Source organism: Nostoc sp., assembly GCF_036919575.1.
Lineage (GTDB): Bacteria > Cyanobacteriota > Cyanobacteriia > Cyanobacteriales > Nostocaceae > Nostoc.
The window spans coordinates 69,162-91,967 of sequence record NZ_JBALBY010000082.1 but is presented as its reverse complement, the minus strand read 5'-3'; the positions used below and the strand labels follow the sequence as shown (position 1 = coordinate 91,967).

Genomic DNA, 22,806 nt, shown 5'->3' with positions numbered 1-22,806 from the left:
AAAAAGATTACAATGAGCTATTCTGCTGAAATCAATCCATTAGAACCAAACAAGCCAATAAAAACTGGAGAAGATATTTGGCAAGCGATCGCAAGTATTCTCGACTTACAGAATCAAGCTCCAGATTTGGTGCCTGTATCTCGGAATGAACACCCGCCTTTGTCTTTTTCTCAAGAAAGATTATGGTTCATCCATCAGTTGCAGCCAGATAGCTCCACTTATAATGTCTCCTTAGCTTTTCGTCTTCAGGGTTTACTCAACATTTGTGCATTAGAGCATAGTCTCAATGAAATTATCCAACGCCACGAAGCATTGCGAACTACGTTTCTAGCTTCGGAAAACAAGCCTGTTCAGGTGATTGCTTCCAGCCTCAACTTGACGTTACCTGTAGTGGATCTTCGGGAACTTCCTGAAATAGAAAGAGAAACTCAAGTTTCGCAACTGGTCAAAAACGAAGTTCAACAACCCTTTGATCTACAGCAAGGATCGCTGTTGCGGTCTTCCCTAGTGCAGCTACATGAAAATGAATATGTGCTACTCCTAAGTGTCCACCACATCGTCTTTGATGGTTGGTCTGATGGGGTTTTGTGGCGCGAACTGACAGCCTTATACACAGCCTTTTGTGCTGGTAAGCCTTCTCCATTGCCTAAACTGCCGATTCAGTATGCAGATTTTGCAGTTTGGCAGAGACAGTGGTTGCAAGGTCAAGTCATGGATACTCAACTGGACTACTGGAAGCAACAATTAGCAGGATCGCCTCCCTTACTGGAACTTCCTACCGACCGAGTGCGCCCATTAATACAGACAAGCCGTGGCAGCATCAAACATTTTCAGCTAGATGATCATCTGACTCAAAAACTCAAAAGCCTTAGCGAAAAGTCAGGCGCAACCTTATTTATGACTTTGCTGACTGGCTTTGTCATCTTACTATCGCGCTACAGCAATCAACAAGATATTCTCGTCGGTTCTCCGATCGCCAACCGCAACCGCAGTGAACTAGAATCTCTCATTGGCTTTTTTGTCAATACTTTGGTGTTGCGTACTGACGTTTCTGGAAATCCCAGCTTTTGGGAGTTACTGCAAAGAGTGCGCCAAGTAGCAATGCAAGCATACTCTCACCAAGATGCGCCGTTTGAGCAAGTAGTAGAAGCCTTGCAGCCAGAAAGAAACCTTAGCTACTCGCCATTGTTTCAGGTAATGTTCGTTTTGTTGAATACGCCGCCTGGAAAATTAGAATTGCCTGGTTTATCTTTAACTCCGCTACAAATAGAAAACCCAACAGCTAAGTTTGATTTAACCTTGTTGATGACAGAGAGTGAGCAAGGGCTGAGTGGAAGTTTAGAGTACAACTCTGACCTATTTGAGCAAGCTACAATTACCCGAATGGTAGGGCATTTTGTGACATTACTGGAAGGGATTGTCGCTAACCCAGAGGAGAGGATTTCACAATTTCCACTGCTAACACAACCTGAGCAACAGCAGTTATTTGGAGAGTGGAATAATACTCAGGCGAATTATCCTTCTGATAAGTGTATCCATCAGTTGTTTGAAGAACAGTGTTTGAGTACCCCCGATGCTGTAGCAGTTGTCTTTGACAATCAACAACTCACTTATCACCAGTTGAACTGCCGTGCTAACCAGTTAGCACATTACTTGCGCTCCTTGGGTGTAAAACCAGATACGCTGGTTGGGTTGTGTGTGCAAAGGTCACTAGAAGCGATCGTGGGAATACTAGGTATTCTCAAGACAGGTGGTGCATACCTGCCACTTGACCCTGAGTATCCGACTGAGCGTTTGCGGTTTATGCTCGAAGATGCTCAAGTTAAAGTACTTTTAACACAACAGCAATTAGTAGAGTCTATTCCTCAACATCAGGCGCATCTTGTCTGCTTAGATAGCGACTGGGAAAAAATTGCTCAAGAGTGCGAGTTAAACCCGGAAAATACCGCAGCAACCGATAATTTAGCTTATGTCATCTATACTTCCGGTTCCACGGGTAAGCCCAAAGGCGTTTTAGTCAATCACTCAAATGTAGTGCGTCTGTTTGCAGCCACAGACGCTTGGTATCACTTCAACGCTCAAGATGTGTGGACAATGTTCCACTCTTATGCTTTCGACTTTTCCGTGTGGGAAATTTGGGGTGCTTTGCTGTATGGTGGACGACTAGTAGTAGTGCCATATTTAGTAACGCGATCGCCCGAATCTTTCTATCAATTACTGTGTCAAGAAAAAGTCACAATTCTCAATCAGACCCCTTCCGCCTTCCGCCAGTTGATTCAAGTAGAACAGTCAACAGCAACTGTTGGCGACTTGAACTTACGCTTGGTAATTTTCGGTGGAGAAGCTTTAGAAATCAAGAGTTTACAACCTTGGTTTGAGCAACATGGCGACCAAATGCCCCAATTAGTGAATATGTATGGGATTACGGAAACCACTGTACACGTCACTTATCGCCCATTGAGCAAAGCTGATTTGAATCATACAGCCAGTGTAATTGGTCGTCCGATACCTGACTTACAGGTGTACGTACTGGATGAATATTTTCAACCAGTGCCGATTGGCGTTCCTGGTGAAATGTACGTTGGCGGCGAAGGGGTGACACGCGGCTATCTCAATCGTCCTGAACTGACAGCCGAACGCTTTATTTCTAACCCATTCGACAAGTCAAAATTATACAAAACAGGTGATTTAGCACGTTATTTACCCAATGGCGAGTTAGAGTATTTAGGACGCATCGATAACCAAGTCAAAATTCGCGGTTTCCGCATTGAGTTGGGCGAAATTGAAGCATTAATGGTGCAACACACAGCCATTTGGGAAAGTATCGTGGTGGTTCGAGAGGATGAACTGGGCGACAAACGTTTAGTGGCTTATGTAGTGCCGCAGGTAGAACATTCTCCCAAAGTCCCAGAACTGCGTCAGTTTCTCAAGGCAAAGCTACCAGAGTACATGGTGCCAAGTGCTTTTGTGCTGCTGGAATCCTTACCCCTGACCTCTAACGGTAAAGTAGACCGTCGCGCCCTGCCAACACATGAGTTAGACAGCACACTGCTAGAAAAATATGTTGCCCCGCGCACTCCAACTGAAGAAATGCTGACACTTCTTTGGGCGCAAGTGCTGAAACTAGAGCAGGTAGGGATACATGATAACTTCTTTGAACTGGGGGGACACTCGTTACTAGCAACGCAATTGCTTTCACGCATTCGCACCAGCTTTAAAGTAGAACTAGCATTACGTGAGTTATTTGCAAGGCCGACAGTAGCCGAATTAGCACAATCAATTGAGCAGTTACAGCAACATGACTTAGAACTAACTTCCCCGCCCATTTTAAGGCGGACAAGGGATGCAGAATTACCACTGTCTTATGCACAACAGCGTCTGTGGTTTTTAGATCAGTTCGAGCCGAACAGCCCCTTTTACAACATTCCTATGGCTTTGCGTCTAGTGGGAAATTTGAATCAAGCAGCCCTAGAACAAAGCTTACAAGAGATTATTCATCGCCACGAAGCGTTACGCACCAATTTTATTACAGTTGATGGAAAACCTTCTCAAATTATTCAAACAGAAACCAATTGGACAGTTTCAGTTGTTGATTTGAAGTATTTATCCACAACCGAACAAGAAATTACTAGCCAACAATTAGCCCAACAACAAGTTACTCAACCTTTCGATCTGGCAAAAGGAACATTAATCAGGGCGACATTAGTAGTGCTGTCGGAAACGGAACACGTCTTGTTAGTGTGTATGCACCATGTTGTTAGTGATGGCTGGTCAATGGGTGTGTTTGTCCAAGAACTAGCAGCTCTATACAACGCTTATTCTCAAGGTCAACCTTTACCCTTAGCGCCACTGCCGATTCAATATGCAGATTTCGCAATTTGGCAGAGACAATGGTTGCAAGGGGAAGTACTACAAAGCCAATTGAGTTACTGGCAACAACAACTGGCAAACGCACCAGCTCTATTGTCGCTCCCCACAGACCGACCTAGACCAGCTGAGCAAACTTACCACGGGACACATCTTGAGTTTGCACTTTCTTTTGAACTAACTAGTAAACTGACAAAACTCAGCCAAGAGCAAGGTTGTACCCTTTTCATGACGCTGTTGGCAGCCTTTGATACCCTGCTTTACCGCTATACAGGTACAGAAGATATTTTGGTGGGTTCGCCAATTGCTAACCGCGATCGCAGTGAGATAGAAGGGTTAATTGGCTTTTTTGTCAACACCTTAGTCATGCGTTCTAACTTGGCAGGCAATCCTAGTTTTAGCGAATTACTGGGTCGTGTCCGCGAAATGGCAATGGAGGCATACTCTCATCAAGACTTACCATTTGAAATGTTAGTGGAAGCATTGCAGCCAGAACGGGATCTCAGCCATACACCACTGTTTCAAGTAATGTTTGTTCTCCAGAATGCGCCCACATCTGAATTAGAACTGACTGGGTTGACTGTAAATCGATTGCCAATCAAAGGCACAACTTCCAGGTTTGATTTAACTTTATCGATGGAATACACCCCTACTGGATTAGCAGGGTGGTGGGAATATAACACTGACTTGTTTGATGCTAGTACCATCGATCGCATGACAAGTCATTTTGTGACATTGCTTGAAGGTATTATTGCTAACCCAGAACAGCGGATTTCTCAATTGCCCTTGTTAAGTGAAGTTGAGAAACAGCAGTTATTAGTGGAATGGAACGATACAGAAATAGATTATCCACTACATAAGTGCATCCATCAATTGTTTGAAGAACAGGTGGACTTGACACCAGATGCAGTGGCGGTAGAGTTTCAAAATCAACAACTTACTTACAAGCAATTAAACTACCGCGCTAACCAATTGGCACACTACTTGCGCTCTTGGGGCATAGGAGCCGATGTTCTAGTCGGGTTGTGTGTCGAGCGTTCTTTAGAAATGGTCATCGGACTGCTGGGGATTCTCAAAGCTGGTGGGGCTTATGTACCACTTGACCCAGAATATCCTAGCGATCGCTTGAGCTTTATTTTAGAAGATACTCAAGTTAAAGTTTTACTGACTCAACAGCAACTGATTGACAGGCTCCCCCCAAATCATGCAAAACTTGTTTGCTTAGATACTGATGCTGAAGATATTTCTAAGTGCAGCCCAGACAACATAATTCTTGGCGTACAACCCAATAACTTAGTCTATATAATTTACACTTCTGGTTCCACAGGTCAACCAAAGGGTATAGCCATGAGTCAGCTTGCCCTTTGCAATCATATCTTGTGGCATCGGGACAATCTCAAAATTTCTCGTGGAGCAAAAACCCTGCAATTTGCTTCGGTTAACTTTGATGTCTCCTTCCAGGAAATCTTCACTACCTGGTATTCTGGCGGCACATTGTTCTTAATCACAGAGGAATTACGTCGTGATGCTCTAGCATTGTTAGGTTTTCTGCAAGAGAAGCAAATTCAGAGAATGTTTCTCCCTGTTGTCGGCTTACAGCAACTAGCAGAAGTCGCCTTGGGGAATGGCATAGTTAATACTGGTTTGCGGGAAATTATTACTTCTGGAGAACAGTTGCAAATTACGCCTGCGATTTCTGAGTGGTTGAGCAAACTAACTGATATTACTTTCCATAATCAGTATGGGCCGTCAGAGAGCCATTTAGCCACCAGTTATACCCTGCCTGATGCGATAGACTCTTGGCCGCTACTTCCTTCCATTGGGCGACCCATTTCTAACACGCAAATTTACATCCTCGATAAATATCTACAGCCTGTACCTGTGAGTGTGCCAGGAGAAGTGTACATTGCAGGTGCGCTTTTAGCTCAAGGCTACTTTAACAGACCTCAGTTAACACAAGAGAAATTCATTCCTAATCCCTTTCAAAGAGGCAGGGGGACAATTCAGAACTCAGCACTTTTATATAAAACAGGGGACTTAGCACGTTATCTACCTGACGGTAAGCTCGAATCTTTAGGACGCATTGACAATCAAGTTAAAATTAGAGGTTTCCGCATTGAGTTAGGCGAAGTTGAAGCAGTACTAGGACAACTGAGTAATATACAAGCATCTTGTGTGGTTGTCCGTGAGGATACACCGGGTGATAAACGCTTAGTTGCTTACATTGTGCGGCAACCAGAACAGACAATCTCTACTAGCGGAGTACGTAACTTCCTTAAGGAAAAGTTACCAGAGTATATGGTGCCAAGTGCAATAGTCATCTTGGACGCTCTACCGCTTTCTCCTAACAGGAAACTAGACCGTCGTGCTTTACCTGCACCTGATTTACACAATCAATTATCAGATCGGTATGTCGCCCCACGTAACCCCATTGAGGAAATCTTGTCACTGATTTGGGCGCAAGTTCTGAAAGTTGAGCGAGTTGGTATTCACGATAATTTCTTTGAACTTGGCGGACATTCTCTACTAGCAACGCAACTGGTTTCCCGTGTGCGGACTAGTTTGAAAATAGAACTAGCATTGCGTAGCTTATTTGCTGCACCAACAATTGCTGAATTGTCCCAAAAGATTCAACAGTTGCAGCAACAGGATTTAGAACTTACTTGCTCACCCATTGTACCAAGGGCAAGGGATGCAGAATTACCACTGTCTTATGCTCAACAGCGTTTGTGGTTTTTAGACAAGTTAAACCCAAACAGCGCCTTCTACAATATACCCATAGCTTTGCGTCTAGTCGGAACACTCAATCAAGCTGCGCTACAACAAAGCTTACAAGAAATTATTCATCGTCACGAAGTGTTAGGCACCAACTTTGTCATAGTTAATGGAAAACCTTCTCAACTTATTCAAACCAAAACAAATTGGACAGTCTCAGTTGTTAACTGGCAACATTTGCTGCCAAGCGAAAAAGAAATTGCTTTGCAGCAATTAGCCCAACAACAAGTGCAACGACCCTTTGACCTAGCAACCGAAGCATTAATTAGGACAACATTAGTAGTGCTGTCGGAAACAGAACACGCCTTATTAGTGTTTATACATCACATTGTCTTTGATGGCTGGTCAGTGGGTGTGTTTGTTCAAGAATTAATAGCACTGTACAATGCTTATTCTCAAGGTCAGCCGTCACCTTTAACGCCACTACCGATTCAGTACGCAGATTTCGCTATTTGGCAAAGACAGTGGTTGCAAGGAGATGTACTGCAAAGCCAACTGAGTTACTGGCAACAGCAACTAAAAGATGCACCAGCTTTGTTGTCTCTACCTACAGACCGACCCAGACCTGCTGTGCAGACTTTCGCCGGGTCATATCAGAAGTTTGCACTTTCAGTTGAGTTAACTGATAGATTGGTAAAATTGAGCCAGGAGCAAGGTTGTACTCTCTTTATGACGCTGTTGGCAGCGTTTGATACATTGCTTTATCGCTATACAGGTGTGGCAGATATTTTGGTGGGGTCTCCTATTGCTAACCGCGATCGCAATGAAATAGAAGGGTTAATTGGCTTTTTTGTCAACACTTTAGTCATGCGTACTAACTTGGTAGGCAATCCCAGTTTTAGCGAATTACTTGGTCGTGTTCGAGAAGTAGCTTTGTTTGCGTATGCTCATCAGAATTTGCCTTTTGAAATGTTGGTGGAAGCATTGCAGCCAGAAAGGGATCTGGGACATACGCCACTGTTTCAGGTGGTGTTTAACCTTCAGAATGCACCCGTACAGGAACTAGAGCTTGCTGGGTTAACTATTAGTTCATTGCCAGTAGAAAGTACAGCTACAAAGGTTGATTTGGCTTTATCGATGGAAAACACTACCCAAGGATTGGTGGGTGTGTGGGAGTATAATACTGACTTGTTTGATACCAGCACAATTGAACGAATGACTGGTCATTTTGTAACGTTACTGGAAGCAATTGTCGCCAATCCTCAAGAGCGAATTTCCCAATTACCCCTGCTGACAGAAATTGAACAACAGCAGTTATTGGTTGATTGGAATAACACATGGGTAGACTACCCTGAAGATAAATGTATCCATCAGTTGTTTGAGCAGCAGGTTCAGCGTACCCCGGATGCATTGGCAGTGGTGTTTGAAGTGGTGTTTGACAATCAACAACTCACCTACCACCAGTTGAATTGTCGCGCTAACCAGTTGGCGCATTACTTGCGCTCATTGGGTGTAAAACCAGATGTGCTGGTCGGTATTTGTGTAGAACGTTCTTTAGATATGGTGGTAGGACTGTTAGGGATTCTCAAAGCAGGCGGAGCATACCTACCACTTGACCCTGAGTATCCCCAAGACCGCTTGAGCTTCATGCTAGAAGATGCTCAAGTTTCGCTACTGTTAACTCAGCGACTTATTGACAGACTTCCTGAGCATCAAGCAAAACAAGTCTTTTTAGATGAAGCCTGGTCAGAAATTGCCCAAAATAATCAAGATAACCCAACTAGTGAAGCCAAAGCCTTTCATCTAGCTAATGTAATTTATACTTCCGGCTCAACAGGTAGACCTAAAGGTGTCATGGTTGAGCATAAAGGACTATGCAACTTAGCCCAAGCTCAGATTCAAACTTTTGGCTTGACTTCGGATAGTCGCATTCTCCAGTTTGCCTCCTTTAGTTTTGATGCTTCTATTTGGGAAGTCGTAATGGCGCTGAGGTCAGGCGGAACGCTGTATCTGGGAACAAAAGACTCTCTATTGCCAGGGAAGCCGTTAATTGACCGATTACGTGATTATTCTATTACCCATATCACACTACCACCATCGGCGTTAGCAGTTATACCCGTGGAGGAGCTTCCGGCACTGCAAACAATAATTGTAGCGGGAGAAGCTTGTCCTGCTGAATTAATCAAGCAATGGTCTATTGGCAGAAACTTCTTCAACGCTTACGGGCCAACGGAAGCTACTGTCTGTGCCACGATTGGCAAAGCCACGCCGAAGGCGATCGCAAAATGCCATGACAATGAGAAAATATCTATTGGTAAGGCGATCGCTAACACGCAAGTTTACATCTTAGACGAAAATTTGCAACCAGTGCCTGTGGGTGTGTCAGGAGAGTTACATATCGGTGGTATTGGGTTAGCAAGAGGCTACCTCAACCGCCCCAAACTAACTCAGGAAAAATTCATTACCAACCCCTTTGGTTCTGGTCGCCTCTACAAAACTGGGGATTTAGCACGCTATTTACCGGATGGCAACATTGAATACATAGGACGCATCGACAATCAGGTAAAAATTCGGGGATTCCGCATAGAGTTGGGAGAAATTGAAACAGCACTGAGCCAACATGATGATGTGCAGATATGTTGTGTGATTGCTCGTGAAGAAACTCCAGGTAATAAGCGATTAGTCGCTTACGTAGTGCCACAAAAAGATTTGACACCCACAACGGAGGAACTGCGTCAGTTCCTTTCCAATAAACTCCCTGGGTATATGTTGCCATCTACTTTTGTGATATTGGAGTTCTTACCCCTGACACCCAACGGCAAAGTAGACCGTCGCGCTTTGCCTGCTCCAGATTTACAACAGGAACTATCAAATTATGTAATACCAAATACAGAAGTAGAAAGAATCATTGCTGGCATTTGGCAAAAAGCATTAGCAGTAGAAAAGGTAGGAATTTACAATAATTTCTTCGAGCTAGGAGGTCATTCGTTACTACTGGTACGAATTAATCAGCAATTACAAGAAATATTTGGTTTAGAACTGTCTATAGTTGATATGTTTAATTATCCAAATATACATAGTTTAAGCCAATATTTGAATACCAAATTACAAAAAGAAGATCCAATCAAACAACACACTTATCGTACTCAATCTCATAGTGAGAGTAAAACTTTAAGAAACCAACAATTGGAATCCAGACAACAATACCGCTCTCAGAGAAAAAGGTAAAAATGATAATAGAGTCAGTGCATAAAAATAATGAATTTAGCAATTCTGAAATAGCAATAATTGCTGTTGCTGGTAGATTTACAGGTGCAAAAGATATTGAATCATTTTGGCAGAATTTACGAGATGGTGTAGAATCTATCTCCTGGGTAACAGATGAAGAATTAATAAATTCTGGCGTTTCTCTAGATTTGCTGAGTAACCCTAATTATGTAAAAGCTAGTGCTGTTCTATCAGACATTGAATTGTTTGATGCAAATTTCTTTGCTTATAGTGCCAAAGAAGCTGAGTTAATAGATCCACAACAACGCCTATTCTTAGAATTGGCTTGGGAAGCAATAGAAAAAGCTGGTTATGACCCGCAAACCTACAATGGTTTAATAGGGGTTTATGGTGGTGTAGGGATGAGTAAATATTTGCTCAATAATCTCTATCCTCATCATCAATTATTAGAAACAATTGACCCTATCCAATTAGGAATTTCCAACGATAAAGATTTTTTACCTACACGAGTTGCATATAAATTAAACTTGACTGGCCCTGCAGTAAATGTGCAGACAGCGTGTTCTACTTCTTTGGTTGCTGTTCATTTAGCTTGTCAAAGTCTCTTAAATGGTGAATGTGACATAGCTTTAGCTGGTGGAGTTAGTCTCACCATTCCCCAAAAAATAGGTTATTTGCATCAAGAGGGAATGATTCTTTCTCCTGATGGACACTGCCGTGCTTTTGATGCTCAAGCACAAGGAACGATCGCGGGTAGCGGTGCTGGTATTGTGGTATTGAAAAGATTAAAGGATGCGATCGGCGATCGCGACTACATTCATGCAATTATTAAAGGCTCGGCCATCAATAACGATGGTGCAATGAAAGTGGGCTTCACTGCTCCTAGTGTGAGCGGTCAAGCAGCAGTGATTGGCGAGGCTCAAGCTATAGCGGGTGTAGATGCCGAAACAATTTCCTACATCGAAGCTCATGGCACCGCTACACCTTTAGGAGATCCGATTGAAATTGCAGCTTTAACTCAAGCTTTTAATCAAACTACCGATAAAAAAGGTTTCTGCGCTATTGGTTCGTTAAAAACCAACTTAGGACATTTGGATACAGCAGCAGGTGTGGCAGGTTTGATTAAGACTGTATTAGCACTGCAAAATAAAATGCTGCCTCCTAGTTTGCACTTCGAGACACCTAATCCCAAAATTGATTTTGCCAACAGTCCTTTTTATGTCAATACAACCCTGACTGAATGGAAAACAGATAACATTCCTCGCCGTGCTGGGGTTAGTTCCTTTGGTATGGGGGGTACTAATGCTCATGTTATTTTAGAAGAAGCACCAACTCAATTAAAAATTCAAAAGTCAAAAGTCAAAAGTGAATATTTTCTGTTGTGTCTGTCGGCTAAAACTGCGAGTGCGCTTGAGCAGGCAACAGCTAATTTAATCACGCATTTAAAAGAGCATCCAGAACTGAACTTAGGCGATGTAGCTTATACCCTCAATAGTGGTCGTCGGGGTTTTAATTATCGACGGATGTTAATTTGTCAAGACTTAGAAGATGCTGTCAGAGTTTCTAGTAGTTTAGAGCCAAAACAAGTTTTTACTAACTATACAGAGATTACAGAACGGTCTGTTGTCTTTATGTTTCCCGGTCAAGGTTCTCAGTATGTCAACATGGCGCGGGAAATTTACGAAACCGAAACAGTATTTAAAGAACAAGTTGATTATTGCTCAGAAATTCTTGAACCTCTAATAGAGCTAGATTTACGTCATATTCTTTACCCCAGTGACGAAAAAATTGATGAGGTATCAAAGCTACTTCAACAGACAGGAATTGCTCAACCTGCTATTTTTGTAATTGAATACGCCCTAGCTAAATTATGGCAGTCTTATGGAGTGGAGCCACAAGCTGCGATCGGTCACAGTATTGGCGAGTATGTAGCAGCAACTCTAGCAGAAGTTTTTTCCCTAGAAGATGCCTTATCTCTGGTAGCAGCACGCGGACAAATGATGCAGCAACTGCCCACTGGAGCAATGCTTTCGGTTCCCTTGCCCGCAGACAAGGTAAAATCGCTATTAGGGCATGAACTCTCTGTTGCAGCAATTAATCAACCTTCGCAGTGTGTAGTTTCCGGTTCTATAGCAGCAGTAGATACACTACAAAATCAGCTTGCTGCTCAAGGTATTGAATGCCAACCTTTGCATACTTCCCATGCCTTCCACTCGCAAATGATGGAACCAATCTTAGAAGCATTTACAGAGCGAGTCAAAAAAGTTACTTTAAATCCCCCAAAACTTCCTTATATCTCCAATCTGACTGGCACTTGGATTACAGTCACACAAGCCACAAATGCTGATTACTACACTCAACATCTGCGTTCCACAGTACAGTTTGCCCAAGGTTTAGAAAAATTATTGGCAACACCTGAGCAAGTTTTACTAGAGGTCGGACCAGGACACACGTTGACTACATTAGCCAAAAGGCATCCAGACAAAGCAGCTGCACAAACGGTGTTGACTTCGGTACGTCATCCTCAAGAAAAGCAATCTGATATTCGTGTTTTATTCAACACATTAGGTCAACTCTGGTTGGCTGGAGTTAAAGTAGATTGGTTTGGATTCTATAGTCAGGACGAATATTACCGTCTTCCCTTACCAACTTATCCCTTTGAACGCCAACGTTATTGGATTGACCCCCCACAAAAAGCAGCTTGGGGACAGTTACAAACTTTACCCCCAACATCACAACTGTGGACATTGCTTACACAAGCAGGTCAAAAACAAGCAAATACTAGAAATGCAGAACTTAACGAGTTAACCTATCAAGAGAATAGACAATGGTTGGATCGTTTATGTACAGCCTACATCAACTCTGCATTCAAGCAATTAGGGGCTTTTAGTAATCCCCAAGAAAACTATTCTTTAGAGAATTTTTTGGTGCAATACCATATTTCTCCCCGCTATCAGCAATTGTTGTCTAGATGGTTGCAAATATTAGTCGAGCAAGGACAACTAGAGCAACATGAGGGATTATTTACTGGGCTAGTGCCATGTTCACAAGATTATATTAATGAACATTTAGAGCAAGTCAAAGCTAGGTTTGCTGCTTCATCTTTAGTAGATTTAGATTTAGTGCAACGCTGTGGTGAAAATTTAGCTGCTGTTATTGTTGGTGAACAAGAACCATTGGAGATTTTCAATGAACTGGTTTACCAAAAAGAAAACAACGGTTCATATTCAGAATCTCCCTTAATTTCTTACTACAACTCTATCTTGCGCTCAGGCTTGGAACAGGTAGTCAAATCATTGCCATCATCGATTCACCTGAGAGTTCTAGAAATCGGTGGAGGTACTGGTGTATCTACGCAAGCATTATTACCTGTGTTGCAGCCCAAACAAACCAACTATACTTTTACTGATATTGGTAGCGGCTTCCTGACTCAAGCGCAAGAGAAGTTTAAAGACTATCCATTTATTGAATATCGATTACTAGACATAGACAAGTCGCCAACTGAGCAAGGGTTTGAGAAGTATAGCTTTGATGTAATAATAGCCTCTAATGTGTTGCACGCGACTCGCAACATAGATCAAACACTCCACCATGTACGCTCTTTATTAGCTCCTGGTGGCTTCCTCCTAGTGTGGGAAATAACTCAGCCGAAAATAGATTTTGATATTAGTTGGGGTCTGCTGTTGAAACCTTTTGACGATAAAAGACGCAATCCAGGTCAACCTTTTATCATTTTAGATCAGTGGTTTGAAGCACTACGCGCTCAAGACTTTGTTCAAGTTGCGGCTTTTCCTGAAACTGAAGCGCTTGAACATCAGATTATTATGGCTCAAGCTTCTGCATCAGCCGCATTTAGCACCAAATCTGGGCAAAAAGATACTGACACTAAATCAGAGATTGCATTACAAAGAAAGCCGGATGTTTTTCAGCAAGAAAACTTATCTGCACTCCACTCCAGACCTAATTTGCCAAATTCATATATAGCTCCGCGTAATGATATTGAGCAAAAAATTGCCGAGATTTGGCAAGAATTATTAGGAATTAAACAGGTAGGAATCTATGATAACTTTTTTGAATTAGGAGGAGATTCTTTAATAGCTGTTCAAGTTCTGTCAAGATTAAGAAATACTTTTTCTATTAAATTATCTGTAGCAAGTGTATTTGAATCTCCTACAATAGTTGAAATAGCAGCAAGAATAGAGACAAAACCAGAATCAGACACTAATTTAGGTGGAATTGAGAGAGAAGAAATCGCAATTTGAATAACAAATAATTTTAAATTACGAATTACGAATTACGAATTAGCTGAAGTGGAGTAATGTTTCTGTGAATATCGAACAATTGGTGGTTGATCTTACTAAACAGGGTGTGAAGTTGTGGGTTGAAGGTGAGCAGTTGCGTGCTAATGCTCCAAAGGGAGTATTGACGCTAGAAACTCGTGACTTATTAGCTAAAAATAAAGCAGAACTTATCTTGTTGCTGCACGAGAAAAATGCGGCTCCCGATACAGATTTACCCCTGATCAAAACCGAGCGTCCTCAGAACTTACCTCTGTCTTTTGCCCAAGAACGACTCTGGTTATTAAACCAGTTGGAACCAGATAGCCCCTTCTACAACGAACAAACAGCTCTAAAACTTCACGGTCAGTTGAACGTCGTGGCGCTAGAGCAAAGCCTCAACAAAATTATCGATCGCCACGAAGCTTTACGTACCAACTTCCGCACCATCAACGAACAGCCAGTCCAGGTAATTGCTGACAGCTTAACCTTAAATGTGCCAGTAGTAGATTTAACAGATTTACCGGAAAGTGAAAGAGAAATCGCTTGTCAACAATTAGCTACGACAGAAGCTGCTCAACTGTTTGACCTTGCTAGTTCTCCTTTAATCCGAGCTTGTGTGGTGAAACTCACAGAGGTAGAATACGCTTTTGTACTAACAGTACACCACATTTTAGTGGATGGTTGGTCAACAGGCATATTGATGCGTGAGTTAGCAACCATTTACTCAGCCCTCTGCAATAACTTATCCCCAGAGCTACCAGAGCTACCAATTCAGTATGCCGATTTTGCTATTTGGCAACGGCAATGGTTGCAAAAAGAAGTACTCCAAACGCAGCTTGATTATTGGAAGCAATTACTCAAAAACGCTCCTAATTTACTAGAATTACCCACAGACAGACCAAGACCAGCCATTCAAACTTACCGGGGCGCAGTCCAATATGTAGAATTATCAAATGAACTGAGTCAAGCGATCGCTAATTTCAGTAGGCAAGAGGGAGCCACCCTATTCATGACGCTGCTCTGTGCTTATGTTACCTTGCTTTATCGCTATACAGGCTCCGATGACATTGTAGTGGGTACGCCCATTGCTAACCGCGATCGCTTGGAACTTGAAGGGTTAATTGGCTTTTTTGTCAATACTTTAGTATTACGTACTGATTTGTCAGGTAATCCCAGTTTTCAGCAATTGCTCAGTCGAGTGCGGCAGGTGACACTCTTATCTTACGCTCATCCAGACTTGCCCTTTGAGGAGTTGGTCAAAGCATTGCAGCCACAACGAAACCTCAGCTATACGCCACTGTTTCAGGTGATGTTTGTTCTCCAGAATGCACCCATATCTGAAGTAGAGATGGCTGGCTTAACTATCAGTTCTTTGCCAACCCAAAGCGCAGTTGCCAAGTTTGATTTAACTTTATCATTGCAGAACACGGCAACTGGACTGGTGGGTGTGTGGGAATACAACGCTGACTTGTTTGATGCAGCCACTATTGAGCGGATGAGTGGACATTTCCAAACATTGCTTGAAGGAATTGTTGCTAACCCTCAAGAGCGGATTTCACAATTTCCTCTGCTGACAGAACTTGAGCAGCAGCAGTTATTGGTTGACTGGAACGATACCCAGTCCGACTATTCCCAGGATAAATGTATTCATCAGTTGTTTGAGGAACAGGTTAAACGTACTCCAGATGCTGTGGCAGTGGTGTTTGGAAATCAACAACTGACTTATCACCAGTTAAATTGCCGTGCTAATCAGTTAGCGCACTACTTAAGGTCTGTGGGTGTGAGAGCAGATGTGCTAGTAGGGTTGTGTGTTGAGCGATCGCTGGAGATGGTGGTGGGATTACTTGGCATTCTTAAGGCGGGTGGTGCTTATGTACCACTCGATCCTGAGTATCCCCAAGACCGCTTGAGCTTCATGCTCGAAGATACTCAACTTTCGGTACTCTTGACTCAACAGCATTTAATTGCAAGGCTACCTAAGCATCAAGTGCAGTTTGTATGTTTGGATACCGAGTGTCAATCTATTTCTCAATTGAGTGATTTTGATTTGCTTAATAGCACCAGCAGCGAAAATTTAGCTTATGTAATTTACACTTCTGGTTCTACAGGCAAACCCAAGGGAGTGATGATTCAACATCAGTCCCTAGTCAATCTTACGCAAGCGGCAATTGTTGAGTATGGGTTAAGCGATGCCTGGGTTGGGCAAAGCCAACGCATACTACAGTTTTGTTCTATTTGTTTCGATGTAGCGGCAGTAGAAATTTATCCTTACCTGAGTTGTGGTGCAACGGTAGTGCTGCGAACTCAAGAAATGCTGAGTTCGGTGCAGACGTTGATCGAAAAATGCCGCGATTGGGGTATAACAGTGTTAAGTTTGTCAACAGCATACTGGCATCAGCTAACTTTTGAATTAGTCAATGCCAATTTGCTGTTACCCGATTGCATCCGACTAGTAGTTTTTGGTGGCGAGCATCCATTAGAGCAACGATTCAGAATGTGGCAACAGCATATAGGCGAGTATCCACAGCTAATAAACGCCTATGGCCCTACTGAAGCGACTGTAGAAGTAACGTACAAATTGCTGGGTATCGATCGCCAAAAGCTCACAATTGGCCGACCCATTTATAATACTCAGATATACATCCTCGACCAATATTTACAACCAGTCCCCATCGGTGTACCAGGAGAATTGCACATCGGTGGTGCGGGATTGGCAAGAGGCTACCTCAACCGTCCAGAGTTGACCAATGAGAAATTTATCCCCAACCCCTTTAGCGATTTTGGATTGCCGATTTTAGATTTTGGATTAGGGAATAGGAATAAAAATTTAGAATCTTCTCAAACTATTGAATCAGAAAACAAATCCAATAATCCAAAATCCAAAATCCAAAATCCAAAATTATATAAAACTGGGGATTTGGCACGTTATTTACCGGATGGTGACATTGAATACTTAGGACGCATCGACAATCAAGTAAAAATTCGTGGCTTCCGCATTGAATTGGCAGAAATTGAAACAGCACTGAGCGAACATGGTGATGTGCAGTCCTGTTGTGTCATCGCCCGTGAAGATACCCCAGGAGAGAAGCGCCTCGTCGCCTACGTGGTACCGTATCCACAGGTGACTTGTACTGAGCGGCTTGCCCTGAGCGCAGTCGAACGGAGTCGAAGTACACCCACAATCAACCAACTACGCCACTTCTTGAAAGCAAAACTCCCAGAGTACATGGTGCCAAATGCTTTTGTGGTACTGGAGGCTTTGCCACTAACTCCTAACGGTAAAGTAGACCGCCGCGCCCTACCAGCACCGGATTTACAAAGCGAACAAAAAGAAAAATATGTCGCCCCACGCACACCCATTGAGGAAATGCTGGCACAAATTTGGACACAAGTGCTGAAACTAGAGCGAGTAGGCATACATGATAACTTCTTTGAAGTTGGGGGACACTCGTTACTAGCAACGCAACTGCTTTCACGTATCCGCAACATTTTCAAAGTAGAACTACCATTGCGTGAGTTGTTTGCAAGAGCAACAATTGCAGAATTGGCGCAATCGATTGGGCAATTGCAACAACAGGACTTAGAACTTTCTACACCACCCATCTTACCAAGGGCAGAGAATGTACAATTACCACTGTCTTATGCTCAACAGCGCTTGTGGTTTTTAGACCAGTTACAGCCTCTGGGTGGCTTATATAATATACCCCTAACTTTGCGTCTAGTAGGAACTCTCAATCAAGCAGCCTTAGAACAAAGCTTACAAGAAATTATTCATCGCCACGAGGTGTTACGCACCAACTTCATTAACGTTGATGGACAACCGACTCAAATCATTAGAGAGCAGGGGGCAGGGGGCAGGGGGCAGGGGGCAGGGGGCAGGGGGCAGGGAGCAGGGGGCAGGGAGCAGGGGGCAGGGGGCAGGGAGCAGGGGGCAGGGAGCAGGGAACAGGAAATAGTAAGAACTTCCGATCCTTTAACATCTACACCTTGGACAGTCTCAATTGTTGACTTTAAGCATTTATCCACAAGCGAAAAAGAAATTGCTACACAGCAATTAGTGCAAAAACAAGCTATTCAAGCTTTTAACTTGGCAAATGAACCATTGGTCAGAGCAACGTTAGTTTTGCTGTCCGAGACAGAACACGCCTTGTTAGTGTATATACATCACATTGTCTCTGATGGCTGGTCAATGGGTGTGTTTATCCAAGAGTTAGCAGCTCTGTACAATTCTTATTGTCAAGGTCAGCCGTCATCGTTAGCACCACTTCCGATTCAGTACGCAGATTTCGCAATTTGGCAAAGGCAATGGTTGCAAGGAGATGTACTGCAAAGCCAACTGAGTTATTGGCAACAACAACTAGCCGATGCACCAACTTTATTGTCGCTACCCACTGACCGACCTAGAGGGGCTGTGCAAACTTACCACGGCGCATATCAAGCGATCGCACTTTCAAAAGAGCTAAGTATGGCGCTCAAACAATTGAGTCAAAAAGAAAGTGTTACCTTGTTTATGACGCTGTTAACAGCATTCCAAATATTACTATGGCGCTATAGTGGGCAGGATGATATTTGCATAGGTACGCCGATCGCTAACCGCAACCGTGCAGAAATTGAAGGGCTAATTGGCTTTTTTATCAATACCCTTGTGTTGCGTACCCGCTTAGATGGTAATCCCAGTTTTAGGCAGCTACTATCACGGGTGCGAGAAGTAGCGTTGTCCGCGTATGCTCATCAAGATTTGCCTTTTGAAATGTTGGTGGAAGCATTGCAGCCAGAACGAAATCTCAGCCATAATCCAATTTTTCAGGTATGGTTTAATTTACAGAATTTGGCAGACACCCAACTAGAACTTTTTGGGTTGTCTGTAGAACCTATATTGATGTCAGAAGCAGCTTCCAAGTTTGACTTAAGCTTGTATGTTGCAGAACACGAACAAGGAATAACTCTGCAACTACATAATGCTGACCTATTTACTTCAGAAAGAATGGTGGAAATGGTGCAACAATTCCATCATTTGCTGAATCAAATTGTTGTCGATGCTGATAGTGCTATCGCCTCTTATTCTCTTGTAACACCACAAGCGCGACTTTTGCTGCCAGATCCCACAACAGCTATACCAGAACCAGAATACGAATTAGTCACAACAACGTTTACCTCTTGGGTAAATAGCACTCCAGAACTCTCAGCAGTGCGTCAAGGATCTCGCACTTGGAACTATGGGGAATTAGGCAAAAGCTCTCAAGCTTTAGCAAGGATGATGCTAAGTCACGGAATCAAACGGGGAGATGTCGTAGCCGTGTATGGGACATCAAGTTTTGGATTGATTGCCAGTGCGATCGCTGTACTCTTGAGTGGAGGAGTGCTACTTACTCTCGATCCGCAACTTCCTAGCGATACCTCCGGTGGGCTACGCCAACGCCAACAGCTGATGCTTCAGGAAGCTAAAGCTAAATGTATATTGTACATCGATAGTCAACCCCCAAAAGACCAAGAGATATGGCAGTCTTTAACTATCATCTGTGTAAATCCAGACACAGCAGAAGCTATAAATTCTTTAGAAAGCAGTCATACAATACCCCTACCGGAAATATCTGGTGATGATGCGGCCTATATTTTCTTTACTTCTGGTACGACTGGCGTTCCGAAAGGAGTGTTGGGGTGTCACAAAGGAATGGCGCATTTTCTCAACTGGCAAAGACAAACCTTTGGAATTGGGCAACAAGACCGCATTGCCCAATTAACAGGACTTTCCTTTGATGTCGTTCTTAGAGATATCTTCTTACCTTTGACCAGTGGTGCAACCTTGTGTCTACCAGCACAAGGGGATAAATTAGAACCGACCAAAATTTTGCGTTACTTGGAACGCGAACAGATTTCCGTTCTCCACACAGTTCCTTCCTTAGCGCAATCATGGTTAGCTAACGTCCCCTCGGAATCTCTGCGTAACTTACGCTGGTTATTCTTAGCCGGAGAACCTCTTAAGGAGACACTTATACTACAGTGGCGAGATGCTTTCCCCCAAGCAGGTGAAATCGTTAATCTCTATGGGCCGACAGAGACAACTTTGGCGAAATGTTATTACCAAGTACCCAGTGAACCCACACCAGGAGTACAGCCACTAGGACGGACAATTCCTGAAACTCAAGCACTAATTTTAGGTACAAATCGGCAACTGTGCGGCATTGGGGAACCGGGCGAAATTGTTTTGCGGACACCATTCCGTAGTTTGGGCTACATTAACGCTCCAGAAGAGAAGCGTTCTCGGTTTGTCAAAAACCATTTTCGCAATGACGACCAGGATTTACTGTACTATACAGGCGATCGCGGCCGCTATCTTCCAGATGCCTCTCTAGAAATTCTCGGTCGCCAAGATCATCAAGTCAAGATTCGCGGCATACGCATTGAGCTTGGGGAAATTGAGACAGTATTAACACAACACCCATCTGTGCATCAGACTGTAGTAACTGCCCGTGAAGATGTTCTTGGCGAGCAAAGCTTAGTAGCTTACATCATCCAAAATCAGGAGTCAGTAACTACCATTAGTGAAATCCGTCGCTTCCTCTCCACCAAGTTACCACAGTACATAGTGCCTTCTAGTTTTGTATTTTTAGAGAGCTTGCCACTAACACCCAACGGCAAGATAGACCGCCGCGCTTTACCTACACCTTCTAACATTAACATTAATGACTTAGATACATTTGTCCAACCCCGTAACCAATTAGAATTGCAATTGGTGCAAATTTGGTCAAAGATTCTGAAAGTTGACAAAGTGGGAGTACAAGATAACTTTTTTGACCTTGGTGGTCATTCGCTTTTAGCTCCCTACTTAATGGCTCAAATCAAGCAGCAGCTTGGTAAAGATGTGAGTTTAACAAGCCTGTTCCAAAACCCAACTATTGAACAGTTAGCGACAATTGTCCAAATAGACTCGGATTACTCAAATTCGTCTTGTCTGGTTCCCATTCAGCCCAACGGTTCAAAGTTACCTTTCTTCTGCATTCCCGGCGCTGGTGGTGAGCCTTTCTACTTATATCACTTAGGGCGTTATTTAGGAGCAGACCAACCTTTATACAGTTTTCAAGCAAACAATTTAGATGGATTAGAGCCAGCCAGTCGAATTAAGGATATGGCTAGTCATTATATTCAAGCAATGCAAGCTGTTCAGCCGCGAGGTCCATATTTTTTGGGAGGGCATTCTTTAGGAAGTATAGTAGCTTTTGAAATTGCGACTCAGTTGCTTCATCAAGGACATATCGTTGCTCTAGTCGTCATGATTGATATGTCAGCACCAACCTCTAAAGACAAACAAACACGTATTGAGCGTCTTGATTGGGATCATGCTAGGTGGTTGATTGAGTTGATCAAAGCAGTAGAAGTTTCTCTGTCAACGAACATGGATATTTCTTACGATACCCTTCAATCGTTGCCTGAAAAGGAGCAACTAAAATACGTTTTACAGCATTTAAAAATGGTGAATATGCTGCCTCCTAACGCTGAAATTACGCAGATCAAAAACATGGTGCAAGCTTTAAAAGCAAACTCTCTATCTCTAATTAATTATGTACCAGAACAGATTTATCCTGGTCGAATTACGCTTCTACGTGCCAGCGAAACTCCTCCAGAACGCTTGGCTAGCAAGTTTTCTGAGATTTCCCAAGATTCAACCTGGGGGTGGAGTGAGTATTCTTGCGAACCAGTAGATATCCATTTTGTTCCAGGCAACCATATCACGATGATGGCTGAACCCCACGTCCAGGTCTTAGCCGAACGCTTAAAAGCTTGCATTCAGCAAGCACAAGCAAACATGGCGTTGCTGAATATGAGTACGAATTGAAATTTTTGAAGAAATTTGAAACTTGAAATTTAAATGTAAGGAACTGTATTATGACTGCTGCTTCTAACCAGATTAAATCGACAGCGTGGGATAAAAAACAAGAGTATCCCTTAACCGCAGAATCTTTAAAAATGCTGCTTCAACAACGAATTCCTCTGATTCGGCTGAAAGATTTTGCCACACCCGAAGAGTGTGAAATGTTATATGCTCAAACTCAATTGATCAACTTTAACGCTTATGAAGATGTGAGTCCTAAAATTGAAAAAGTTGGCATCACAGTGTTTGAATACAACAGCATTAGTAAAGCAGATTATTTTAAAGAAGTAGAAAGAGCTACTAAATTAAGAGACTCTATTACAGCAGCCTCCTTCAATCCATTGGAGCGCATAATGGAGAAGTTCCGAGAGTGTGGCGCGAAAGTGCGAATTGCTTCGGAACCATTTTACGGTAGTTATTATGCAGGACTGATCAGAAAAATAGAGCATGGTACCCAACTTCATATTGATTTTGCCCCATTGGAGCAATCTGAATGGGAAATTTGTACAATTACCACTCAACTTTCCTGGACTTTGTACTTGAAATTGTCTCCCAACAATCATGGTAAAACGTGCATTTACGATCGCCGTTGGCAACCAAGCGATGAGCAATATAAACTCGATTCTTACGGATATAATGATACAGTAATTGCCGATGCAGATATGCTCGCTTTCCAACCTTATGTCGGAGATGTATTGCTTTTCAATACCAGCAACTTTCACTATGTTGAGCCAATGAATGGACAACGTGTAGCTTTCACTTCCATGATTGGCTTACTTCCTAACGGGGAAATTATTTTCTGGTCTTGAACCAAAACCCTGTAGAGACGTTGCATGCAACGTCTCT

At 43.0% G+C, this 22,806-nt stretch carries 4 protein-coding genes; all 4 read left to right on the top strand.

Going from position 1 to position 22,806, the window contains the following annotated elements; all coding sequences use genetic code 11:
- Window positions 1–129: 129 nt before the first annotated feature.
- The 4 genes from V7K27_RS21370 (at window position 130) to V7K27_RS21355 (ending at window position 22,769) form a co-directional block, all read left to right on the top strand.
- Window positions 130–9,810 carry an amino acid adenylation domain-containing protein gene (locus tag V7K27_RS21370; protein ID WP_442947635.1) on the top strand — a complete coding sequence of 3,227 codons (9,681 nt, stop codon included), beginning with the start codon at window positions 130–132 and terminating at the stop codon, window positions 9,808–9,810.
- Between the two features lie 2 nt (window positions 9,811–9,812).
- On the top strand, window positions 9,813–14,072 hold the full coding sequence (locus V7K27_RS21365) for a beta-ketoacyl synthase N-terminal-like domain-containing protein (protein ID WP_334950082.1): 4,260 nt from the start codon (window positions 9,813–9,815) through the stop codon (window positions 14,070–14,072).
- A 64-nt stretch (window positions 14,073–14,136) separates the two neighbouring features.
- Window positions 14,137–21,924 (top strand): amino acid adenylation domain-containing protein, encoded by a 7,788-nt coding sequence (locus V7K27_RS21360; RefSeq protein WP_334950081.1) that lies wholly within the window; start codon window positions 14,137–14,139, stop codon window positions 21,922–21,924.
- Between the two features lie 50 nt (window positions 21,925–21,974).
- Window positions 21,975–22,769, top strand: a complete 795-nt coding sequence (locus V7K27_RS21355) for a 2OG-Fe(II)-dependent halogenase WelO5 family protein (RefSeq protein WP_334950080.1) — start codon at window positions 21,975–21,977, stop codon at window positions 22,767–22,769.
- Window positions 22,770–22,806 lie beyond the last annotated feature (37 nt).